This is a genomic window from Agromyces sp. NPDC029043 (assembly GCF_055564615.1).
In genome coordinates, this window is the sequence record NZ_JBVHVX010000001.1 from 29,618 (window position 1) to 50,365 (window position 20,748).

15 protein-coding genes are annotated in these 20,748 nt (G+C 72.7%); 6 read left to right on the forward strand and 9 right to left on the reverse strand.

Annotation, left to right across the window (positions count from 1 at the left end):
- Nucleotides 1–17: 17 nt before the first annotated feature.
- Entirely contained in the window at nt 18–1,475 is a 1,458-nt protein-coding gene (locus ACZ4TW_RS00140; protein ID WP_465538974.1) for an alpha/beta hydrolase, read from the reverse strand.
- Nucleotides 1,476–1,802: 327 nt separating this feature from the next.
- On the opposite strand from ACZ4TW_RS00140, the gene ACZ4TW_RS00145 reads away from it, so the two are divergent.
- The 5 genes from ACZ4TW_RS00145 (at nt 1,803) to ACZ4TW_RS00165 (ending at nt 11,275) form a co-directional block, all read left to right on the forward strand.
- A complete protein-coding gene (locus tag ACZ4TW_RS00145) occupies nt 1,803–3,674 on the forward strand; it encodes an Hsp70 family protein (RefSeq protein WP_465538976.1) in 1,872 nt (623 codons plus the stop codon).
- A gap of 41 nt (nt 3,675–3,715) precedes the next feature.
- Nucleotides 3,716–6,301, forward strand: a complete 2,586-nt coding sequence (locus ACZ4TW_RS00150; RefSeq protein WP_465538978.1) for a LuxR C-terminal-related transcriptional regulator — start codon at nt 3,716–3,718, stop codon at nt 6,299–6,301.
- A gap of 122 nt (nt 6,302–6,423) precedes the next feature.
- Nucleotides 6,424–7,584 carry an IniB N-terminal domain-containing protein gene (locus tag ACZ4TW_RS00155; protein WP_465538979.1) on the forward strand — a complete coding sequence of 387 codons (1,161 nt, stop codon included), beginning with the start codon at nt 6,424–6,426 and terminating at the stop codon, nt 7,582–7,584.
- Between the two features lie 104 nt (nt 7,585–7,688).
- Complete coding sequence (locus tag ACZ4TW_RS00160) at nt 7,689–9,563, forward strand: dynamin family protein (RefSeq protein WP_465538981.1); 1,875 nt, start codon at nt 7,689–7,691, stop codon at nt 9,561–9,563.
- On the forward strand, nt 9,560–11,275 hold the full coding sequence (locus tag ACZ4TW_RS00165; RefSeq protein ID WP_465538983.1) for a dynamin family protein: 1,716 nt from the start codon (nt 9,560–9,562) through the stop codon (nt 11,273–11,275). The genes ACZ4TW_RS00160 and ACZ4TW_RS00165 overlap by 4 nt, the downstream gene beginning before the upstream one ends.
- Nucleotides 11,276–11,666: 391 nt before the next feature.
- On the opposite strand, the gene ACZ4TW_RS00170 is transcribed toward ACZ4TW_RS00165, so the two are convergent.
- The 6 genes from ACZ4TW_RS00170 to ACZ4TW_RS00195 all read right to left on the reverse strand — a co-directional run bounded on the left by ACZ4TW_RS00170 (nt 11,667) and on the right by ACZ4TW_RS00195 (nt 16,158).
- The gene (locus ACZ4TW_RS00170; RefSeq protein WP_465538984.1) at nt 11,667–12,461 is read right to left on the reverse strand and encodes an SseB family protein; all 795 of its coding nucleotides are present in this window, start codon (nt 12,459–12,461) and stop codon (nt 11,667–11,669) included.
- Entirely contained in the window at nt 12,445–13,191 is a 747-nt protein-coding gene (gene priA, locus ACZ4TW_RS00175) for a bifunctional 1-(5-phosphoribosyl)-5-((5-phosphoribosylamino)methylideneamino)imidazole-4-carboxamide isomerase/phosphoribosylanthranilate isomerase PriA (protein ID WP_465538986.1), read from the reverse strand. The genes ACZ4TW_RS00170 and priA overlap by 17 nt, the downstream gene beginning before the upstream one ends.
- Nucleotides 13,192–13,301: 110 nt before the next feature.
- Nucleotides 13,302–13,940 (reverse strand): imidazole glycerol phosphate synthase subunit HisH, encoded by a 639-nt coding sequence (gene hisH, locus ACZ4TW_RS00180; protein WP_465538988.1) that lies wholly within the window; start codon nt 13,938–13,940, stop codon nt 13,302–13,304.
- Nucleotides 13,937–14,551 carry an imidazoleglycerol-phosphate dehydratase HisB gene (gene hisB, locus ACZ4TW_RS00185; protein WP_465538990.1) on the reverse strand — a complete coding sequence of 205 codons (615 nt, stop codon included), beginning with the start codon at nt 14,549–14,551 and terminating at the stop codon, nt 13,937–13,939. Before hisB ends, hisH begins: the two co-directional genes overlap by 4 nt.
- Nucleotides 14,552–14,585: 34 nt before the next feature.
- Nucleotides 14,586–15,680, reverse strand: a complete 1,095-nt coding sequence (locus ACZ4TW_RS00190) for a histidinol-phosphate transaminase (protein ID WP_465538992.1) — start codon at nt 15,678–15,680, stop codon at nt 14,586–14,588.
- Between the two features lie 97 nt (nt 15,681–15,777).
- Entirely contained in the window at nt 15,778–16,158 is a 381-nt protein-coding gene (locus tag ACZ4TW_RS00195) for a LysM peptidoglycan-binding domain-containing protein (protein ID WP_465538994.1), read from the reverse strand.
- Between the two features lie 272 nt (nt 16,159–16,430).
- Between ACZ4TW_RS00195 and lexA the strand changes: the two genes are divergently transcribed.
- Nucleotides 16,431–17,108 (forward strand): transcriptional repressor LexA, encoded by a 678-nt coding sequence (gene lexA, locus ACZ4TW_RS00200; RefSeq protein ID WP_465540224.1) that lies wholly within the window; start codon nt 16,431–16,433, stop codon nt 17,106–17,108.
- 109 nt (nt 17,109–17,217) lie between these two features.
- On the opposite strand, the gene metE is transcribed toward lexA, so the two are convergent.
- Together metE and ACZ4TW_RS00210 are read right to left on the reverse strand one after the other, a co-directional pair.
- The gene (gene metE / locus ACZ4TW_RS00205; RefSeq protein WP_465538996.1) at nt 17,218–19,563 is read right to left on the reverse strand and encodes a 5-methyltetrahydropteroyltriglutamate--homocysteine S-methyltransferase; all 2,346 of its coding nucleotides are present in this window, start codon (nt 19,561–19,563) and stop codon (nt 17,218–17,220) included.
- Complete coding sequence (locus ACZ4TW_RS00210) at nt 19,560–20,549, reverse strand: methylenetetrahydrofolate reductase (protein ID WP_465538998.1); 990 nt, start codon at nt 20,547–20,549, stop codon at nt 19,560–19,562. Before ACZ4TW_RS00210 ends, metE begins: the two co-directional genes overlap by 4 nt.
- Nucleotides 20,550–20,748 lie beyond the last annotated feature (199 nt).

Here is a 20,748-nt window from a genome sequence, read left to right on the forward strand (position 1 = left end):
GCCGTCAACGCGCGGGGTCAGGGCGGGCAGGTCACGTCGGCGGGGGGCACCACCCCGTCGACGAGGTACTGCTCGACCGTGGCGTCCACGCAGGCGTTGCCCTTGTTGAACGCCGTGTGCCCATCGCCCTCACGGGTGACCAGCGTGCCGCTCTCGAGCTGGGTGCCCACGGCGACCGCCCATTCGTACGGCGTGGACGGGTCGTTCGTCGTGCCGAGGACGAGGATCGGCGCCGCGCCCGGCGCAGCGATCGGCGCCCTCGGCTGTTCCGGATGATGCGGCCACGACAGGCACGCGATGTCGCCGTAGGTCAGGAACACGCCGAGGTAGGGGGCGGCGGCGTTCAGCTGGCGCGCCTGCTCCTTCATCGTCTCGACGTTGTTCTGCGCGGGGTAGTCGATGCACGTGATCGCTCGGAGCGCCTCGAAGAGGTTGCCGGTGTACTGCCCCTCAGGGGTCCTGCCGTAGTAGCCGTCGACGACCGACAGGGCGAACTCCGCTTGGCCCGCCACGACCGTCGAGAACACCTGGTCGAGCACCGGCCAGGCCTCCCGGTCGTACAGCGGAGCCGCGATCGCGATCAGCAGGGTGTCGGAGGTCAGGGCGCGACCGTCGGTCGACGGGATCGGGTTCTTCCCCACCAGCTCGAGCATCTCCCGGATGATCGCCATGGCGTCGTCGGCGGTGCCCTGGAACGGGCAGGTGGCCGCCGGCATGCACGTGGCCAGGTAGGACCGGAGGGCCGCCTCGAGGCCCTTCGCCTGCGCGAGGGCGATCTCGTACTGGCCGATGCCCGGGTCGATCGGGCCGTCGAGCACCATCCGGCCGACACGGGCCGGGAAGCTGCCCGCATACACGGTCCCCAGGTAGGCGCCGTAGGAGTAGCCGAGGTAGTCGAGCTGCTCCTCGCCGAGGGCGGCGCGCAGCATGTCGAGGTCGCGAGCCGCACTCAGCGTGTCGACATTGGCGAGCAGGGCGCCGCTCTCCTGTGCGCAGGCGCGGCCGAAGGAGTGCGTCAGCTCGTTCTGGCTCGTCAGCCATGTGTTCGTGCCGCGCACGCCCGAGGGCACGCCGAAGATGACCCGGTCGAGGCCGGCGTCGCCATAGCAGTCGACGGCCGTCGAGCGGCCGACGCCGCGGGGGTCGAAGCCCACGATGTCGTAGCGGTCCTGCAGGGTCGCCGTCGCGGTGAGGTCGAGCGACCGCGCGACGGCGTCATAGCCGGAGACGCCCGGTCCGCCCGGGTTCACGAGGAGCGTCCCGACGCGCTCGCCTCGAGCGGAGTGCCGGATGAGGGCCAACTCGATCTCCCCCGAGCGCGGCTCATCCCAGTCGAGCGGAGCCAGTGCGGTCGCGCACTCGAACTCGCCGCACTCCTCCCAGCGGATCACCTGGCCGTAGAACGGCTCGAGCGCGGCGTCGACCTCCTCGCCGGTCGGCGTCGACTCGTCGACCACCGGGAAGAAGACGGACATGCCGCAGCCGCTCACGGTCCCGGCGAACGCGATCGCCCCGAGTACCGCGAGCACCACCCCCCTCGGCGCGCGCCTCATCGTGACCCAGTATCACGGGGACCGCTGAGATGACTCACCCCCCGTTCTGGGGGTCGGCGTGTCGGGCGCGGCGTGTCCCCCGGCACTCTCGCGGAATGGCGCGGATCGGCCACCCGACGTGCCGCTCTGTACCCCGAATCGGGGCCGGAGGGGCGGTTGCAGCCGGTACGGCACCGCGCAATACTCGACGGGTCGTGGCATGGACTCGAACGGCGAAGGTGCCGATGCCACGCGTTGGGGGGCGAGTCCTTGAACTCCTACGTACTCGGAATCGATATCGGAACGACCTACACCGCCGCAGCGCTCGGACGGCGGGACGGGAGCGGCGCGCTCAGCTACGACGCGCTCGATCTCGGAACGCGCAAGTCGGCGGTGCCGACCGTCGTCTACCTGGGCGACGACGGCAGCGTCGTGGTCGGCGAGCCCGCCGAACGGCGGGCCATCGACCGGCCCGAACGCGTGGTCCGCGAGTTCAAGCGGCGCATCGGCGACGAGACGCCGATCATCGTCGACGACCTGGAGCTGGCGCCCGAAGACCTGTTCGCGGTCCTCGCGCAGTGGGTGGTCGAGCGCGCCGAAGCGCAGGAGGGCGCTCCGCCGACCGCGATCGCGCTCTCGCATCCGGCGTCGTGGGGCGAGCACCGGCTCAGCCTGGTGCGCCGCGCCCTCGCGGGCGTCGGGCTCTCCGAGGCCGCGCTCGTCAGCGAGCCGGAGGCCGCCGGACGGCACTACCTCGATCACCACGACGTGGGCGCCGATCAGGTGGTGGCGGTCTACGACCTCGGCGGCGGGACGTTCGACGTCGCGCTGCTCCGCCGCGACGGCGAGGGCGACCTCCGCCTGTTGGGCGCGCCGCGCGGACTGGAGCGCCTGGGCGGGGCCGACTTCGACCAGCTCGTCTTCGAGCACGTCCGGTCGCGCGCCTCCGAGGCCTTCGCCGAGCCGGCCGACGACGACGCCGAGCTCGCCCTCGCGCTCGCCCGCGTGCGGAGCGAGTGCACCGAGGCGAAGGAGGCGCTGTCCTTCGACTCCGAGACCACCGTTCCCGTCGCCCTTCCGGGGTCGCACGCACGCGTGCGACTCATCCGCTCCGAGTTCGAGCAGATGATCGCCCCGGACCTCCGACGCACGCTCGACACGCTTCGGGAGGCCATCGCGAACGCCGGCGTCGACGCGGAGGACGTCTCGGCCGTGCTGCTGATCGGCGGCTCGTCCAGGATCCCGGCGGTGACGCAGCTCATCTCCTCCGAGCTCGAGCTGCCGGTCGCGATCGACGCCGATCCGAAGGCCACGATCAGCCTCGGCGCCGCCGCGGCCGCGGCCACCGCCCTCGCGCCCGTCGAGGTGCCGGCCGTGGCCGAGGCCGCCGGCGAGGACGCTGCCCACGCCGACCCGACCGGTGCGCCGCCGACGGTCGCGCGCGCGGGCGCCGCCGAACGCGAGGCGACCGCTCGCATGTCACTGGGCCTTCGAGCGACGCTGCTCGCGGGGGTCGCGGCCGCCGTGCTCGCGGTCCTCATCCCGATCACGCCCCTCGGGGCCGGCGGCGAGCCGGAGGAGCAGGGCGACGGGGCGAATGCGCTCGATGGCGAGGACGGCGTGCCCGAGGGCCGATACGTCACCGGCGCCGCGGCTGCGCAGGCGCCGGCCCCGGCACGTGCCTTCGACGACCCGTTCACGCGCGCCGACGAGTCCGAGCCGGGCGCCCAGGCCCCCGGTCCCCTCAAGACGGGCCAGTCGAGCGAGAGCGCTGCGACGGCGCCGCCGTCGCCCGCCGCATCGAGCGGCGGCTCCTCGGGGACCGACTCGTCCGCCGCCGCGCCGGAACCCGTCGGCCAGGCCGACCCGTCGCCGACGCCGACGCCGACCACGGACCCGGGTCCGAGCACGTCGACCGACCCGTCGCCGTCGCCCTCGCCCGACCCGACTCCGGCCCCCTCGCCCGAGCCGAGTCCCGCGCCCTCGCCCGAGCCGGTGCCAGACCCGACTCCGCAGCCATCCCCCGAACCCGCACCTCAACCCGCACCCGAACCGGCACCGGAACCCGCACCGGAACCGGCTCCGGCACCGGCGCCGGAGCCAGCACCCGAGCCCACTACGGACCCGTCGCCGGCGCCATGAACGGGTCGCGACGCACGGACGGACCCGGGCCGTCCGCCATCGTGGGCTGGCCGGACGGCGCCGATCTCGTCCGCCTGATCCTCGACGGCTCCGACCGCGTGATCGCGGGCGTCACCGGGCCGGGCGGCTCGGGCAAGTCGACGCTGCTCGAGCGCATGGCCGACGAGCTTCGGGCGGGCGGCGTCGAGGTCGTCCGCGGACTGGATGCTTCGGCCGGTCCCCCGGTGGGGCGCGACCGGCTCGTGCTCCTCGTCGACGACGCTCACCATCTCGCACGGGGCGAGCTGGCGGCCCTCGACGACGTCGTGGCGGAGCCCGGGCCGCACATCGTGATCGCGTACCGGCCGGCGCCCGCCGTCCCGGTCGTCGACGCACTCGAGCAGTCCGGGCGGCGACCCGCGCTCGTGACGCTGCACCCGATGTCGGAGGGCGACGTGCGCGCACGCGCCGCGACGCTCCTCGGCGCCCGGGCCGCGGGCGTCGACATCGCCCGCGTGCTCGAGCAGACCCGCGGCAACCCGCGTCTCGTCGACCTCGTGCTCACCGCCGTCCGCGACGACGCGTGGGAGCCGGACTCGACGGCGGACGTCCCCGAGGCCGTGCTCGCCTACGTCGCCGACGAGTGCGATGCGCTCGAGCCCGCGGCACGTGAGTTCCTGCTCGCGCTCGCCGTGGGCTTCGGGACCTCCGCGCCGGCGCTCGCGCTGACGTCGCGGTTCGCCCACGACGGCACGCGCGCCCTCATGGGCGCCGCCCGGTCGAGCGGACTCACCGCGCCCGACGGCACCCTGTCCCCGCTGATCCGCGAGGCCATCCTGCGGACGGCCCCGCCCGACGAGGCCTGGTCGCTCCGGCGCGAGCTCGTCGACGCGCTCCAGACGGCCGGCCTGCCGCTCGACGACGCCGCCGTCGCCCTCGCCCGACAGGGATTCCGTGACGTGCGCATCGCCGCCGCGCTGGAGTCCCGAGCGGACTCCGTGCTCGCCGCGGATCCGAGGGCCGCCTGGCGCCTGTACTCGCTGGCCATCGACGCGGGAGCCGAGGAGGCCGCGATGGACGCGCCGCGTGCCATGGCGGCCTGGGCCGGCGGCGACGTCCGGACCGCCGAACGGCTCGTGGACCGGATGCTCGCCCGAGCGGGAGGCACCGACCTCTGCCGGGCGGTCGCCGTGGCCGCGGCCCTCTGGGCCCGCCAGGGACTGCTCTCGCGCAGCGCCGACGCGTACGCGAGGCTCGCCGACGACCACTGCGGGCTCGGGCCGCTCGCCGTGACGTGCCTGGCCGCCGTCGGCGAGCTCGACCGGGCCCGCGCGCTCCGTGCCGACACCCCTGGGGACCCCTATCCGACGTCCTCGCACGTCGCGACCGACCTCGCCGCCGAAGGCCTCCTGCTCTCGATCGAGGGCGAGGGCGACCGGGCGCTCGCCGCCCTGCTGCGCGCCACCACCGTGATGTCGGAATCGACCGAACTCATCCCGCTCCCCGACCTGCCCGCCGTCTACGCCGCCATCGTTGCGATGAACGCCGGGGAGCTCGGCATCGCGGACGACGCGCTCGCCGCGGGGATCACCGCCGGCCAGGGTGGTCCGGCCTACCGCGCCCGGCTGCTGCTCATGCGCGCCCTCGTGGCGCTCCGCGCCGACCGGCCTGCGCGGGCGCGAGCACACCTCGACGCCGCCGAGGAGGAGGCCGCCAGGCATCCGCTCGGCCTCAGGGACGAGCTGCTCGCCTACGCCGTCCGCGTCGGGCTCGCCCGGCACCAGGGGGAGATCCCCGTGCTCATGCGCGCGTGGAACGCCGCACGCCCCGCGATCGCGGCCATGCAGGTCGACCTGACCACCCTGCCGGTGCTCGGCGAGCTCGCCGTGGCCGCCGCGAGGCTCGGCGAGGCGCCGCTCGTGCAGACCCACCTCGCCGCGGCGTGGGATCTCCTCGGACGCATCGGCCACCCCCCATCGTGGACCACCCCCTTGCGGTGGACCGAGCTCGAGGCGGCACTGCTGCGCAACGACCCCGATGCGGTGGAACGGAATGCGGCGCTCCTCGACGCCGCACGCGGCGACCGCACGGCGAGCCGGCTCGCGAGCGCCGGCCGCACGTGGGCGGCGGCATTGGCGGGTGAGGTCACCGTGCCGGAGGTCGAGCGGGCGGTGCGCGACCTCGTCGCGGCGGGATACCCGTGGGACGCCGCGCGCCTCGCCGGGCATGCGGCCGGACGCGCGACCGACCACCGCGACACGCTCGACCTGCTCGCCCTCGCCAGGAGCCTGCACCCCGAGGAGCCGCCGTCGGCCCCGGCCACCGCCGATCGCGGCGACGGCGCGACCGGTGCCGAGCGCGCGGGAGGCGGGGGACGGCTGAGCGCGCGCGAACGCGAGGTCGCACGGTTGGTGCTCGAGGGCAAGACCTATGCCGAGATCGGCCAGGCGATCTTCATCTCGCCCCGTACCGCCGAGCACCACATCGCGCGCATGCGTCGCCGCCTCGGGGCGTCGACGCGGTCCGACCTCCTCGCGAGGCTCCGGATCGCCCTCGACGAGGCCGCGACCGACGAGCGCGGGACGCATGGACCGTCCGACACCGACGATCCCCGCACCCCGACGCGCGGCGAGCACGACATCCCCTAATCCCCGGGATCACGGAGGGGGCCCGCCCCCGATGCCGTGGGACGGCGCAACGGCCACGCTGGGTTGCGGGGGGCCGACGCGGATGTCGGCCATCGAGACCTCACCGAAGAGGAGAACACATCATGGCGAACATCACGACGGCGCTGCTCGACTTCCTGATGGGCTTGCTGCGCAACCCGCAGGCGAGCGCGGACTTCGCGGCGGACCCTGACACGGCGCTCACGAACGCCGGGCTCAACGGCATCTGCGCGGCCGACGTCGACGCGGTCCTGCCGGTCGCCCTCGACTTCGCGCCGGTCGCGAACCGCGAGTACGACACCGGCGGCAACACGATCAACAGCGCCGGCTCGGCCGGCGGTGGCGGCGGCTGGGGCGGCGGCTCCGGTGGCGGCGGCGGCTGGGGCGGCGGCGGCGGCCACCACGGTGGTGGCGGCTCCGGCGGTGGCGGCGGCTGGGGCGGCGGCCACCACGGCGGCGGCGACAAGCACGGCGACTACGACGTCGCGGTCCAGAAGCTGCTCAACGTGGTCAACAACTACTCGTACATCGACGACCGCGACGTGGTCAACGATTCCTCGGTGAACACGAACATCTGGGCCGAGGACAGCATCGTCGCCGTCGAGAACAACGTCGAGAACAACGTGACCACGGCGTCCGGCGACGGCGCGGTCGCGGCGAGCACGGGTGCGGCCGTCGAGGCCTACAACACCGACATCGAGGTCGACATCGAGGACTCGTTCAACCAGGAGACCGAGGTCGAGATCGAGGACTCGTTCAACGACAACTCCGACAACTCCACCACCACGATCATCGACGACTCGTTCAACGACAACTCGGACAACTCGACGGACAACTCGGTCGAGATCGAGGACTCCTTCAACGAGGAGACCGAGATCGACGTCGACATCGAGGACTCCTTCAACGAGGACTCCTACAACGACGAGACCGAGATCGACGTCGACATCGAGGACTCCTTCAACGAGGACAACTCGGTGGACAACTCGACCGACAACTCGACCAACGTCGAGATCGAGGACTCCTTCCAGGACAACTCGACCGACAACTCGACGGACAACTCCATCGAGGTCGAGATCGAGGACTCCTTCCAGGACAACTCGACCGAGGTCGAGGTCGAGGACTCGTTCAACGACAACAACGTCGAGACGGGTCCCGGCGACCTCACCGACGTCGCGGTCGAGGACTCGTTCAACGACAACCAGACCGAGCAGGGCCCCGGCGACAACGTCGACGTGGACGTCGAGGTCGAGGACGTCACCCTCTGATCACCCACACGGCACCGGTCCGGCCCGGCGCGGATGTCCTCCGCACCGGGCCGGATCCGCGTGCCGTCTGCTTGTATTGAGAACGGACAACGAGGGGTGCAAAGGTGCAGCAACTCATCGGACTGGTCGACCAGGGCATCGCGCTCGCCGGCAGCGGCGATCGCGCCGACCTCCGCCGGCGGCTCGAGCAGACGCGCGATCGGCTGCAGGATCCGAACATCCGGGTGATCGTGGTCGGCGAGTTCAAGCAGGGCAAGAGCCAGCTGATCAACGCCCTGGTGAACGCGCCGGTCTGCCCCGTCGACGACGACATCGCCACCGCGGTGCCGACCACCGTCCGGTACGGCGAGCGCGCCGCGGCATCCGTCGTGTCGACCTCGGCGATCGGCGGCACGCTCGAGGCCGACGGGCGATCGCAGCGCACCGAGGTGCCGATCGCCGAACTCGCGAGGTACGTGTCGGAGCGCGGCGGGCGGGGCGCCGATTCGGATGTCTCCGCCGCCGAGGTCGTGCTGCCCCGCAAGCTGCTCAAGAGCGGACTCACCCTGATCGACTCCCCCGGCGTGGGCGGCCTCAACTCCGCGCACGCGCTGACCACGCTCGCGACCCTGCCGTCGGCGCACGCGATGCTGTTCGTGTCCGATGCGTCGCAGGAGTACACGGAGCCCGAGATCCAGTTCCTCCGCCACGCGATGCGCATCTCGCCGAACGTCGCGTGCGTGCTCTCGAAGATCGACCTGTACCCGCAGTGGCGCCGCGTCGAGGAGCTCGACCGTGGCCACCTCCAGGCGATCGATCCGGACATCCCGGTGTTCCCCGTCTCCTCCAACCTCCGGTTGGCCGCGATCGAGGCGTCCGACCACGAGCTGAACACCGAGTCGGGCTTCGCGACGCTCATCTCGTACCTGCGGAAGGATGTCGTCGGGCAGGCCGAGCTCCTGCAGCGCCGATCCGCGGCGGCCGACCTCATCTCGACCACGGAGCACCTCCGGCTCGCGATCGACTCCGAGCTCGACGCCCTGCTCAGCCCAGAGCGGACGCCCGAGATCGTCGCTCGGCTCGAGGCCACGAAGGCCCGCGCCGACGAGCTCCGCCGCAACTCGTCGCGCTGGCAGATCACCCTGAACGACGGGGCGACCGACCTCATCGCCGACATGGAGCACGACCTGCGCGACCGCCTGCGCACCATCCAGCGCGAGGCCGAGGACGCGATCGACGAGGGCGACCCGGGGCCCGTCTGGGACGAGCTCGTCGAATGGTTCGAGCAGCGGGTCTCCTCCGCCGTGACCGACACGTTCGTGTGGACCCAGGAGCGCGCCCAGTGGCTCTCGGCGAAGGTCGCCCGCCACTTCACCGAGGAGGAGGTGGCGCTGCCCCAGATCCACGTCGACGACACCCGGGAGGTCCTCGACTCGGTCGACGACATGTCCGAGCTCGACTCGGGCCGCCTCGGCGCGATGCAGAAGTTCTACATCGGCCTGCGCGGGTCGTACGGCGGCGTGCTCATGGTGGGCATCATCACGGGCATCGTCGGGATGTCGATCATCAACCCGCTCTCGCTCGCCGCGGGCGCGGTCATCGGCCGGAAGGCGTACAAGGAGGACCAGGAGAACCGCCTGCAGCGCCGGCGCAACGAGGCGAAGGGACTCATCCGACGCCAGGTCGACGAGATCATCTTCCAGGTCGGCAAGCAGCTGCGCGACCGGCTCAGGCTGGTCCAGCGCGTCACGCGCGACCACTTCACGGCGATCGCCGACGAGCACCACCGGTCGCTGGCCGACTCGGTGATCGCGGCGCAGAAGGCGGCGAACATGTTCGCCAGCGAGCGCGATCAACGCGTCCAGCAGCTGCGGCGCGACCTGCAGAAGGTCGAGGCGCTGTCGACCCGGGCGCGCGCGATCGACGGCGTCGCGACAGCGCCCGACGCGACCACGCCCGGTGCGTCCGCCACGCCCGCGATCGGGGCCGGCCCCGCGTGAGCGCTCGCCTGCTCGAGCAGACGCGCGACCTCCTCGAGGTCGCGGCCGACCACTACCGCGGCGACGCCGAGGCGCTCGCGCGCATCCGCGAGCAGCGCGAGCGGCTCGGCGAGCCGCTCCGCGTCGCGATCGCGGGCATGGTCAAGGCCGGGAAGTCGACCCTGCTCAACGCCATCATCGGCGAGGAGATCGCGCCCACCGACGCCGGCGAATGCACGCGGGTGATCACGTGGTACCGCTTCGCCCGGACGCCGAGCATCACGATGCACCTCCGTGACGGGCAGTCCCAGTCGCTGCCGGTGCGCCGCCTCGACGGTCGCCTTCAGATCGACCTCGAGCCCGCGACGCCCGAGCAGGTCGAGCGCATCGTGGTCGAGTGGCCGTCGAGGCGACTCGAGGATGTCACGCTGATCGACACGCCCGGAATCGGGTCGCTGTCGGCGGAGATCTCAGCGCGGTCCGCGGCGTTCCTCGCGCCGGAGGCATCCGCCTCCTCGGCCGACGCGATCATCTACCTCACGCGCCACATGCACTCGGCCGATCTCGGCTTCCTCTCGGCGTTCCACGATCCGGCGGTGACGCGCTCGCGCACGGTCAACGCGATCGCGGTGCTCTCTCGTGCCGATGAGATCGGCGCCGGGCGGATCGACGCCCTCCTGTCCGCTCGGGGCATCGCGGAGCGGTACCGCACCGACGGCACCCTCCGCTCGCTGGCGCTCGACGTCGTTCCCATCGCCGGACTGCTCGCCCAGTCCGCGCGAACCCTCCGCGAGAGCGAGTTCGAGGCGCTCCGCCGGCTCGCCTCGCTCCGCCGCGATGCTCGGGAGCGGATGCTGGTCTCCGTCGACCGCTTCGTTCGCGCCGAGGCGCCGGTGGACGTCCCCTCCGAGATGCGCCGGCGACTGCTCGACCGGTTCGGCATGTTCGGCATCCGCATGTCGACCGTCTCCATCAGGGCCGGATACGACGACGCGTCGGCGCTCGCGGACGAGCTGTACCGGCGCTCCGGCCTCGACGACCTCGTCCACCTGGTCGGCGGGCAGTTCCGCTCACGCGCGGACGTGCTGAAGTCGAGTTCCGCGCTCACGGCGCTCAGGGCCCTCCTCGCGGAGCACCCGTTGCCGGCCGCGACGCTCATCACGAGCGCCATCGAGCGGTTGGAGGCGAATGCGCACGAGCTGCGCGAGCTCGCGGTGCTCGCGGCTGCGCGCACGACGGGCATCGGCCTGCCGCGGGATCGGTCGGAGGAGGCCGAACGACTCATCGGCGGTTCGGGCACCGATCTTCCCGCGCGACTCGGCCTGGCCGAGGAGACGCCCTCGGAGGACCTCCATCGGGCCGCGACCGACGCGCTGCGGAGATGGCGGGCGCTCGCCGGCAGCCCGTTGCTCGACCGCGCCGCCGCCGAGGCGTGCGACGTCGTGACGCGGACGTGCGAGGCGCTCGTGGTCGCCGCCGGGCCCGAGTCAGTCGGGCGTCGACGACTGCGGCTGGCGCGCGCCGCGGAACCAGCGGTGCGCGGAGGGGAGGAGCGGGAAGAACCAGCCGAGCACCGCGAAGAGCAGCCCGGCGATGATCAGGACCTCGACGATCACGCCGAACTCGGCCACCGCGAGGAAGGCGATGCCGGCGAGCGCCGCGGCCACGTGGAGGACGAGCACCGGCACCTGCAGCCAGCGCGCCCCGCCGCGGCGATTGAACAGGAACGCTAGCAGCACGGCCTCGGCTGCGACGACCACGCCGAGCGCGGCGACGGACGACCAGTAGATCACGTCGACGAGCGAACCGATCGAGGTCGCGTCGTAGTTCGGCGCGACGCGGAGCAGCGTCTCCTCGAGTTCGACCTCGATGGCCTCGCGCGCCAGGAAGGCGACCAGGATCGCCGCGGCGCTCGCGATGAAGCTCACGAGCCAGAGCACGCGCGCCGTCCGCAGCGGCCACGGCGGCGGCACCGGCTTCCGCACGGGCGGGCGCCGTCGGTCGGAGAGCGCCGGCCGTTCGGGCGGGGGCGGAACCTCCTCATCGCCGTCGAGCTCGCTCGACGCGGGTCGTGAGCCGGCATTCCCCCCGGATGCGTCGGTCATGCCAGAAGCCTACGACGGCTCAGGTCGACGATGCGGGCGGCACGTCGGCGACCAGTCGCACGGCGAGCGAATCGACGCCGGTCGCGATCGCATCCTCCTCGGACCAGCGGCGAGCGAGCCGCGTGGTCATGGCGTCGAGCTCGGCGCGCGTGAGCCCGGCGACGAGCCGGACCCGAACGACGAGCTCAGGGCCCGCGAGGCGCGCATCGGGGTCGCCGGCGTCGAGGTCGATGCCGAGCACGGCCAGCTCCCCCGCGATCGACCGGTCGAACGCCTCGCGCACGGCCTCGGCCTCGAACGGCGGTCGCCACGGAAGCTGCTGCGCCACCGACCACACCGCGGGCCGCCTGAGCACGAACTCGGTCTCGGAGCCCGGATCGAGCACCACGAGCTCGGTGTCGTCGTCGGCCGCCGCGAGCGCGACGCGCACGCCGTCAGCGGGCACCGGCCGCGCGGTCGCGTTCCAGCGCGACATCGCCGCGACGGATCCGAACACCGGCAGCACGCGGCGTCCGTCGGGACCTTCGACCGTCACGATCGAGAGCTCCTGGCTCTTGTCGACCGCGTGGCCGTGGGCGCCCGTCTCCGACCCGCCGTCGCCGAGTTCCGCGAGCAGCGGGATCAGCAGTCGCGCCCGGCCGAAGGCCGCGACGACGTCGGCCTGCCCGCCGTCTCCCGAGCGGAACCGCGCCAGCGCCGCGCCGAGCTCCTCGGGCATGCGTCCGTCATCGGCGGCGTGCGGGTTGGCCTGGAACGATCGGCCGGCCCACGGGCGGCCGGCCGAGTCCGCGCCGGGATCAGTGGGATGCGACATCCAGCGCCTCGGGCAGCGTGAACGCACCCGCGTAGAGGGCCTTGCCGATGATCGCGCCCTCGAGGCCCTGCGGCACGAGCTGGCGCAGGGCCGCGATGTCGTCGAGGCTCGAGACGCCGCCCGACGCGACGACGGGGCGCCGCGTGCGCTCCATGATCTGGCTCAGCAGCTCGAGGTTCGGGCCCTGGAGCGTGCCGTCCTTGGTGACGTCGGTGACCACGTAGCGCGCGGCGCCGGCCTCCTCGAGTCGGTCCATGACCTGCCAGAGGTCGCCGCCGTCCTTGGTCCAGCCGCGCGCGGCGAGCGTGTGGCCGCGCACGTCGAGGCCGATCGCGATCGCCTCGCCGTACTGGGCGATGACCGAGGCCGCCCACTCGGGGTTCTCGAGGGCGGCGGTGCCGAGGTTGATGCGCTTGGCGCCGATCTCGAGCGCGTGCTCGAGCGAGCGGTCGTCGCGAATACCGCCCGAGAGCTCGACGTTCACGCCGCGGACCTGGCGGATCACCTTCTTGAGCACACCGGCGTTCGAGCCGCGTCCGAACGCGGCGTCGAGGTCCACGAGGTGGATCCACTCGGCGCCCTGCTCGGCCCAGTCGCTCGCCGCGTCGACGGGGTCGCCGTAGTTGGTCTCGGTGCCCGCCTCGCCCTGAGTCAGGCGGACCGCCTTGCCGCCCGCTACGTCGACTGCGGGAAGCAGGACCAGGCGGGGGGTCTTGTTGAACTCACTCATCACTGTCCTCGAATCGGATGCCGCGCAGATCGCGACTTCGGCACAGTCACAGCATCCTAGTCCGCCCGGCGCCCCGCCGCGCCGCCCATGACGGACCGGGCCCGCCGGCGTCAACCGAGCGAGCGGATCCAGTTGGACAGCAGGCGGATGCCGGCCTCCGCCGACTTCTCGGGGTGGAACTGAGTCGCCGACAGCGGGCCGTTCTCGACTGCGGCGAGGAAGCGGCCGCCGTGCTCGGCCCAGGTGAGCGCGGGCTGCGGGAACGGCGGCATCACGTCGAGATGCCATTCCTGCGCCGCGTAGGAGTGCACGAAGTAGAACCGCTCGTCCTCGATGCCCTCGAAGAGGACGGAGCCCGGGTCGGGTTCGACGGTGTTCCAGCCCATGTGCGGCAGCACGTCGGAGGGCAGCTCTCGGACCACGCCGGGCCATTCGCCGAGGCCCTCGGTGTCGACGCCCCGCTCGACGCCGTGCTCGAACATGACCTGCATGCCGACGCAGATGCCGAGCACCGGACGTCCTCCGGCGAGCCGGCGGTCGACCAGCTCGTCGCCGCGGACGGCGCGGAGCTGGCTCATCACCGCCGCGAACGCCCCGACACCCGGCACGACGAGGCCGTCGGCCTCCATCGCCACGGCGCGATCGGACGTGAGCTCGACCTCGGCCCCGGCATGCTCGAGCGCCTTCGCGGCCGAGTGCACGTTGCCCGAACCGTAGTCGAGCACGGCGACGCGGCGCACGGCGCTCACAGAGCCCCCTTGGTCGACGGGATGCCCGTCACGAGCGGGTCGTACGCCTTGGCCTGCCGGAACGCGCGCGCGAACGCCTTGAACTCGGCCTCGGCGATGTGGTGCGGGTCTCGCCCGCGGACCACGTCGACGTGCACGGTGAGCGCGGCGTTGAACGTGATGGCCTCGAAGACGTGTTGCACCATGGAACCCGTGAAGTGCCCTCCGATGAGGTGGAACTCGAACCCCGCCGGTTCGCCCGCGTGCACGAGGTAGGGACGACCCGAGATGTCGACGACGGCTCGCGCGAGGGCCTCGTCGAGGGGGACGAGCGCGTCGCCGTACCGGGAGATGCCGCGCTTGTCGCCGAGCGCCTGGCGGATGGCGGTGCCGAGCACGATGCCGACGTCTTCGACCGTGTGGTGCACGTCGATCTCGATGTCGCCCTTCGCGCGCACGGTGAGGTCGGTGAGCGAGTGCTTCGCGAACGCCGTGAGGAGGTGGTCGTAGAAGGGCACGCTCGTCTCGATGTCGCTCGTGCCCGTGCCGTCGAGGTCGAGAGAGAGGTCGATGCTCGACTCGCTGGTCTCGCGCTGCACGCGCGCGGTTCGCGCGGGGCGATCGGTGGTCATGCGGTCATCCTATTCAGGGTGGTCGTGAGGGTGATCAGCGGGCGGCGACGCGGGCAGGGGTGAACGCCGCCATCGCCTCGAGGAACGCGGTGGTCTCGGCCTCGGTGCCGGCGGTGACGCGCAGGCATCCGGGCAGGCCGATCTCGCGGATGAGGATGCCGCGCTCGAGCAGCGCCTCGAAGACGGCGTGCGGGTCGTCGACGCCGCCGAAGAGCACGAAGTTGGCGCCGCTGCGATAGGGCCGGTAGCCGAGCCCGTCGAGTTCGCGGACGATCCGGTCGCGCTGCGAACGGATCTCGTCGACCATCGCGAGCATCTCGTCGGAGTGGGCCAGGGCGCCGAGCGCGGCGGCCTGCGTGAGCGCCGACAGGTGATAGGGCAACCGCACGAGCCGGAGCGCGTCGATGACCGCCGGGTCGGCGGCGAGGTAGCCGACGCGAGCGCCGGCGAATGCGAACGCCTTGCTCATGGTCCGGGAGACGAGCAGCCGCGGCCGGCCCGCGAGCAGCGTGAGCGCGCTCGGAGTGCCCGGATCGGCGAACTCGAAATACGCCTCGTCGACCACGACCACACCCCGGGCGGCATCGGCCACCGCCGCGACGGTCTCGAGCGACAACGGGGTGCCGGTGGGATTGTTCGGGGCGCACAGCAGCACGATGTCGGGATCGTGGCGGAGGACGGCGTCGACGGCGGTCTCGGGCGAGAGCTCGAAGTCGGCGTCGCGCTCGGCGGTGACCCACTCGGTGCCGGTGCCCGAGGCGAGCAGGCCGTACATCGAGTAGGTGGGCGCGAAGCCCAGCGCGCGTCGGCCGGGGCCCCCGAAGGCCTGGAGGATGTGCTGGAGCACCTCGTTCGACCCGTTCGCCGCCCACAGCCGTGACGGTTCCAGCCCGTGGCCGAGGTACCGTGCGAGCGCGACCCGGAGGTCGGTGAACTCGCGGTCGGGGTAGCGGTTGAGCCCGATGATCGCCGCCGCGACCCGTGCGACGATGTCGTGCGCGACATCCTCGGGGATCGGATGCGTGTTCTCGTTGACGTTCAGTGCGACGGGCACGACCTTCTGCGGTGCGCCGTAGGGAGACTTGCCGCGAAGGTCGTCGCGGATGGGAAGGTCGTCGAGACTCGTCACCGATCAATGGTATCGGCGGGCGAAGCGACGTTTCGGCTCCCGTCGCCCCAACCACCTCGACGACCGTGCCCACCGGCGGCCCAGTCGCCGATCGCCGCTACTCGACGACCGGCAGCGCGAGGCGCTGGCCCGGCTGCACCACCGGCTCGCGAAGCCCGTTGAGCTGCATGATCTCGTGGATCACGTCGCGCGGGTCGGCCGTGGGCGCGAGGGATTCGGCGATGCCCCACAGGGTGTCGCCCGCCCCGACCACCACGGTGTCGAAGACCGCGGGACCCGCGCCGTCGTCGATGCCGGCGACCGCTCCGCCCGACGCGAGCGAGCCGATCAGCACGCCCACCACGATCGGCAGCGCCGCCAGCGCGGTGAAGACCAGACGGCCACGGCGCGTGAGGCGGAGGCGTGTGCGACCGGACGGGACGACGCCGCCTGGCATCGCGGGCCGTGCCACCGTGGTTCCCATCAGCACTGCAGTCATCTCGCACCTCCCCGACAGCCCCGCATCCGGCCCTCGGCCGGGAGGGCCGGATGCGAAGCTGTGTTCCGAATATATCTTCGAACAATCGAAGCTGCAAGGACCGGCGGGTGGGAATCACCGGTCGTTTTCCGCGACACACTCGAACGGATGTTTGTCGTGCGCGTACGAGGCGGATACAGTTTCGAATGTCGGGGACAGTCCAGCACCGACCACCGACATCACGATCCGGGCCGACGGAGGCCGAGACGAGAGGCGACACCGTGAGCATCGACATCGACCAGGCACGCGGCGCGGGCGGCCGGTCCCGTCGACGCAAGACGCTCAGCGCCAAGCAGCTCGCCATCCTCGACGTGATCCGCCGCTCGGTGGCCGATCGCGGCTACCCGCCGAGCATGCGCGAGATCGGCGACGCGGTCGGGCTCTCCTCGCTCTCGAGCGTCACGCACCAGCTCAACCAGCTCGAGCTCGCGGGCTATCTCCGGCGCGACCCGAACCGGCCGCGGGCGCTCGAGGTGCTCATCGACGTGCCGGGCACCGAGCCGCGCCCGTCCGACGTCGAGCCGGCACCGGTCGGCGACGCCGCGATGGTGCCCCTCGTGGGCCGCATCGCGGCCGGCGTGCCGATCACGGCCGAGCAGCAGGTCGAAGAGGTCTTCCCGCTCCCCCGCCAGCTCGTCGGCAAGGGCGAGCTGTTCATCCTGAAGGTCGTCGGCGACTCGATGGTCGACGCGGCGATCTGCGACGGCGACTGGGTCGTGGTGCGCTCGCAGCCCACGGCCGAGAACGGCGAGATCGTCGCCGCCATGCTCGACGGCGAGGCGACCGTCAAGGTGCTCCGCCAGCGCGACGGGCACACGTGGCTGCTCCCCCGCAACTCGGCGTTCGAGCCGATCCTCGGCGACCACGCCGAGGTGCTGGGCAAGGTCGTCGCGGTCCTGCGCGCAGTCTGAGCGGTCCCGCGCGCGGCCTGAGCGGTCCTCCGCACGTCTGACGAGACGAGGGGCGGATGCCGCGGCCTCGCGCCGCGACATCCGCCCCTCGATCGGGCTGCGCCCGGGCTCAGCCCGCGGTCGCCCCGACCCCGACGCCGGCGCGCACCGCCTGCGTCGCCTCGACGATGTTCGCGAGCGACGCGACCGTCTCGTCGTAGCCGCGCGTCTTGAGGCCGCAGTCCGGGTTCACCCAGAGGCGTCCGGCCGGGATCGCGCCGACCGCGCGCTCGAGCAGCGACTGCACCTCCTCGACGCTCGGCACGCGGGGCGAGTGGATGTCGTACACGCCCGGGCCCACGCCGTGGTCGAAGCCGCTGGCCGACAGGTCGTCGACGACCTCCATGCGGCTGCGCGCCGCCTCGATCGAGGTGACGTCGGCGTCGAGCTCGCGGATCGCGTCGATGACGACGCCGAACTCGGAATAGCAGAGGTGGGTGTGCACCTGCGTGGCCGGCTCGGCGCCGCCCGTCGCGAGCCGGAACGAGCCGACCGACCAGTCGAGGTAGGCGGGCTGGTCGGCGCGCTTGAGGGGAAGCAGCTCGCGCAGCGCCGGCTCGTCGACCTGGATCACGCGGATCCCGGCCGCCTCGAGGTCGGTGATCTCATCGCGCAGCGCGAGCGCGACCTGGCGCGCGGTGTCGCCGAGCGGCTGGTCGTCGCGGACGAACGACCAGGCGAGGATGGTCACCGGTCCGGTGAGCATGCCCTTGACGGGCTTCTCCGACAGCGACTGCGCGTACTCCGACCACTCGACCGTCATCGGCGCCGGACGCGACACGTCACCCCACAGGATCGACGGGCGCGTGCAGCGCGAGCCGTACGACTGCACCCAGCCGTTCTGCGTGACGGCGAAGCCGTCGAGCAGCTCGGCGAAGTACTGCACCATGTCGTTGCGCTCCGGCTCGCCGTGCACGAGCACGTCGAGGCCCAGCTCCTCCTGCAGGCGGATGACGCGGGCGATCTCCTCGCGCATGAGCTCGCGGTAGGCGGCGTCCGTCAGCTCGCCCTTGACGAGGCGGGCGCGGGCACGGCGGATGTCGGAGGTCTGGGGGAACGACCCGATCGTCGTCGTCGGCAGCGCCGGCAGTGCGAGGTCCTCCTGGGCGGCGACGCGCGCGTCGTACGCGGCCCGCGAGAAGGCGGCGGCGTCGAGCGCCGCGAGGCGATCGCGCACGGCGGGGACGCGCACGCCCGGCGCGGCGGCACGGTCGGCGAGCGAGGCGGATGCCGCGTCGAGCTCGGACGCGATCGCATCGCGGCCCTCGGCGAGACCGCGCGCCAGGATCGCGACCTGTGCGACCTTCTGGTCGGCGAAGGCGAGCCAGCCCACGAGGCGCGCGTCGAGCGCGGACTCGTCCTCGACGTCGTGCGGCACGTGCAGCAGCGAGGTCGACGTCGACACCGCGACATCGCCGGAGAATGTGCGCAGCGCCTCGGCGTGCACGAACGCGCGCTCGAGGTCGCCTCGCCAGATGTTGTGGCCGTCGACGACGCCCGCGACCAGGGTCTTCGCGGCGAGCGCCTCCTCGGTCACCGGATCGAGCTGCTCGGGCGCGCTGCCGCGCACGAGGTCGAGTCCGAGGGCCTCGACCGGCGTGCCGGCGAGCACGGGGAGCGCGTCGTCGAGCGAGCCGTAGGGCGCCGCGACGAAGATCGCCGAGCGCGCCTCGGCGGAACCCAGCAGGTCGTATGCGGCGGCGACCGCCTCGAGGATGCGCTCGCGCGGCTCGTCGAAGCTCTCGCTCACGAGCGCCGGCTCGTCGAGCTGCACCCATTCCGCGCCCGCGTCGCGGAGCGCGGCGAGCAGCTCGGCGTAGACGGGCACGAGGTCGTCGAGGCGGTCGATCGGACGGAATCCCTCGGGCGCGCCGTCCGCCGCCTTGGCCAGCAGCAGGAACGTCACCGGACCGACGAGCACGGGGCGGGTGACGAAGCCGGCCTCCCGGGCCTCGCGCACCTGCGCCACGAGCGCGTCGGCGTGCGCGGCGAACGCGGTGTCGGGACCGATCTCGGGCACGAGGTAGTGGTAGTTCGAGTCGAACCACTTCGTCATCTCGAGCGGCGCGTCGGCCCCTTCGCCGCGCGCGACCGTGAAGTAGCCGGCGAGATCGAGGCGGCCGTCGGCGTCCAGGAGCCTCGCGAAGCGCGTCGGGATCGCGCCGACCGCGACCGCGGCGTCGAGCACCTGGTCGTAGTACGAGAAGCTCTCGGGGATCGCCGAGTCGGTGCGGCCGAGGCCGAGCGCGGCGAGGCGCTCGCGCGTCGCGGCGCGCAGGCCGGCGGCGGTGCGCTCGAGCTCGTCGGCGTCGATGCGGCCGGCCCAGAACGCCTCGACGGCGTGCTTGAGCTCGCGGCGGCGCCCGATGCGGGGGTAGCCGAGGATGGTTCCGGCGGGGAAGGCGGGTGCGGTCATCGTGTTCTCGTGTTCCTCTCGGTGCCCGCGTGGGCGGGGATGGTGCGGAGGCCGAGCCGGTCCAGGACGGCGAGCACGGCCTCGTGGCGATTGAAGGTGTACAGGTGGAGTCCGGGTGCGCCGCCCGCGAGCACCTCGCCGGCGAGGTCGGCCGCGAAGTCGACGCCGAGCTCGAAGAGCGCGTCGGCGTCGGGCTCGATCTCGAGCGCGATCGCGAGCTCACTCGGCGCGGGCACGCCCGTGAGCTGCTCGAGGCGGCCGAGCCGGGCGGCCGAGGTGACGGGCATGATGCCGGGCAGGATCGGGATGGTGACCCCGCCCGCGCGGGCGCGCTCGACGAAGCCGAGGTAGTCGTCGGCGTGCCAGAAGAGCTGGGTGATCGCGAGGTTGGCCCCCGCCACCTCCTTGGCGAGGAGCACGTCGACATCCTGGTTCACGCCGCGCGAGCGCGGATGCCCGGTCGGGAAGGCGGCGACCGCGACGCGCTCGGGGCGCGGTCGCTCGAGGATGCGCGTCACGCCGGGCATCCCGGGGATCCCGGCCTGCCCGTACGGCTCGCGCTCCTCCTGCACCCGGTGGATGAGCTGCACGAGCTCGGCGGCGCTCTCGAGGTCGCCGATGCCCGCCTCCGGGTCGGCGCCCTCGGGCGGGTCGCCGCGCAGCGCGAGGAAGCTGGTCACGCCCGCGTCGAGGAACTCCCGCACGAGGCGGTTCGCCTCGGCATGGCTGGAGCCGACGCAGGTCAGGTGCGCCATGGGCTCGACGTCGGTGTGCTCGAGCATGTACCGCAGCACCGTCAGCGAACGGTCGCGCGACGAGCCGCCCGCGCCGAACGTCACCGAGATGAACGCCGGGTCGACCTCTGCCAGGCGGTCGATCGTGCGGCCGAGCGCGAGCGCGGCGGCATCCGTTCTCGGCGGGAACAGCTCGAACGAGATCGGCGGCCTCGGCCGACAGCCGTCGCCGTCGGGCGCGCTTCCGGTCATGGTGCTCCTGGTGGCGATGCCGCTCCGGCGGGTCGAGGTCACGGCACGCCGCGCCCGACCAGCCGTCACGGCGGGTGGGTCTCGCGGGCGGGTGCCGGGCTCGGCGGTCGCTCCAGGCGGGCGGCATCCGGCCGCTCGCCACGATCAGGTGCGACGATACGCCGGGCACGCGACATCCGGAACATGGTTTACGCAGGAT

What these genes read in the sequence shown, in the direction of transcription:
- hisB (WP_465538990.1), bottom strand. Translation starts at nt 14,551, where the DNA reads ATGACCACCGATCGCCCCGCGCGAACCGCGCGCGTGCAGCGCGAGACC.
- ACZ4TW_RS00140 (WP_465538974.1), bottom strand. Translation starts at nt 1,475, where the DNA reads ATGTCCGTCTTCTTCCCGGTGGTCGACGAGTCGACGCCGACCGGCGAG.
- ACZ4TW_RS00195 (WP_465538994.1), bottom strand. Translation starts at nt 16,158, where the DNA reads ATGACTGCAGTGCTGATGGGAACCACGGTGGCACGGCCCGCGATGCCA.
- metE (WP_465538996.1), bottom strand. Translation starts at nt 19,563, where the DNA reads ATGACCGCACCCGCCTTCCCCGCCGGAACCATCCTCGGCTACCCCCGC.
- ACZ4TW_RS00210 (WP_465538998.1), bottom strand. Translation starts at nt 20,549, where the DNA reads ATGACCGGAAGCGCGCCCGACGGCGACGGCTGTCGGCCGAGGCCGCCG.
- ACZ4TW_RS00155 (WP_465538979.1), top strand. Translation starts at nt 6,424, where the DNA reads ATGGCGAACATCACGACGGCGCTGCTCGACTTCCTGATGGGCTTGCTG.
- ACZ4TW_RS00170 (WP_465538984.1), bottom strand. Translation starts at nt 12,461, where the DNA reads ATGTCGCATCCCACTGATCCCGGCGCGGACTCGGCCGGCCGCCCGTGG.
- priA (WP_465538986.1), bottom strand. Translation starts at nt 13,191, where the DNA reads ATGAGTGAGTTCAACAAGACCCCCCGCCTGGTCCTGCTTCCCGCAGTC.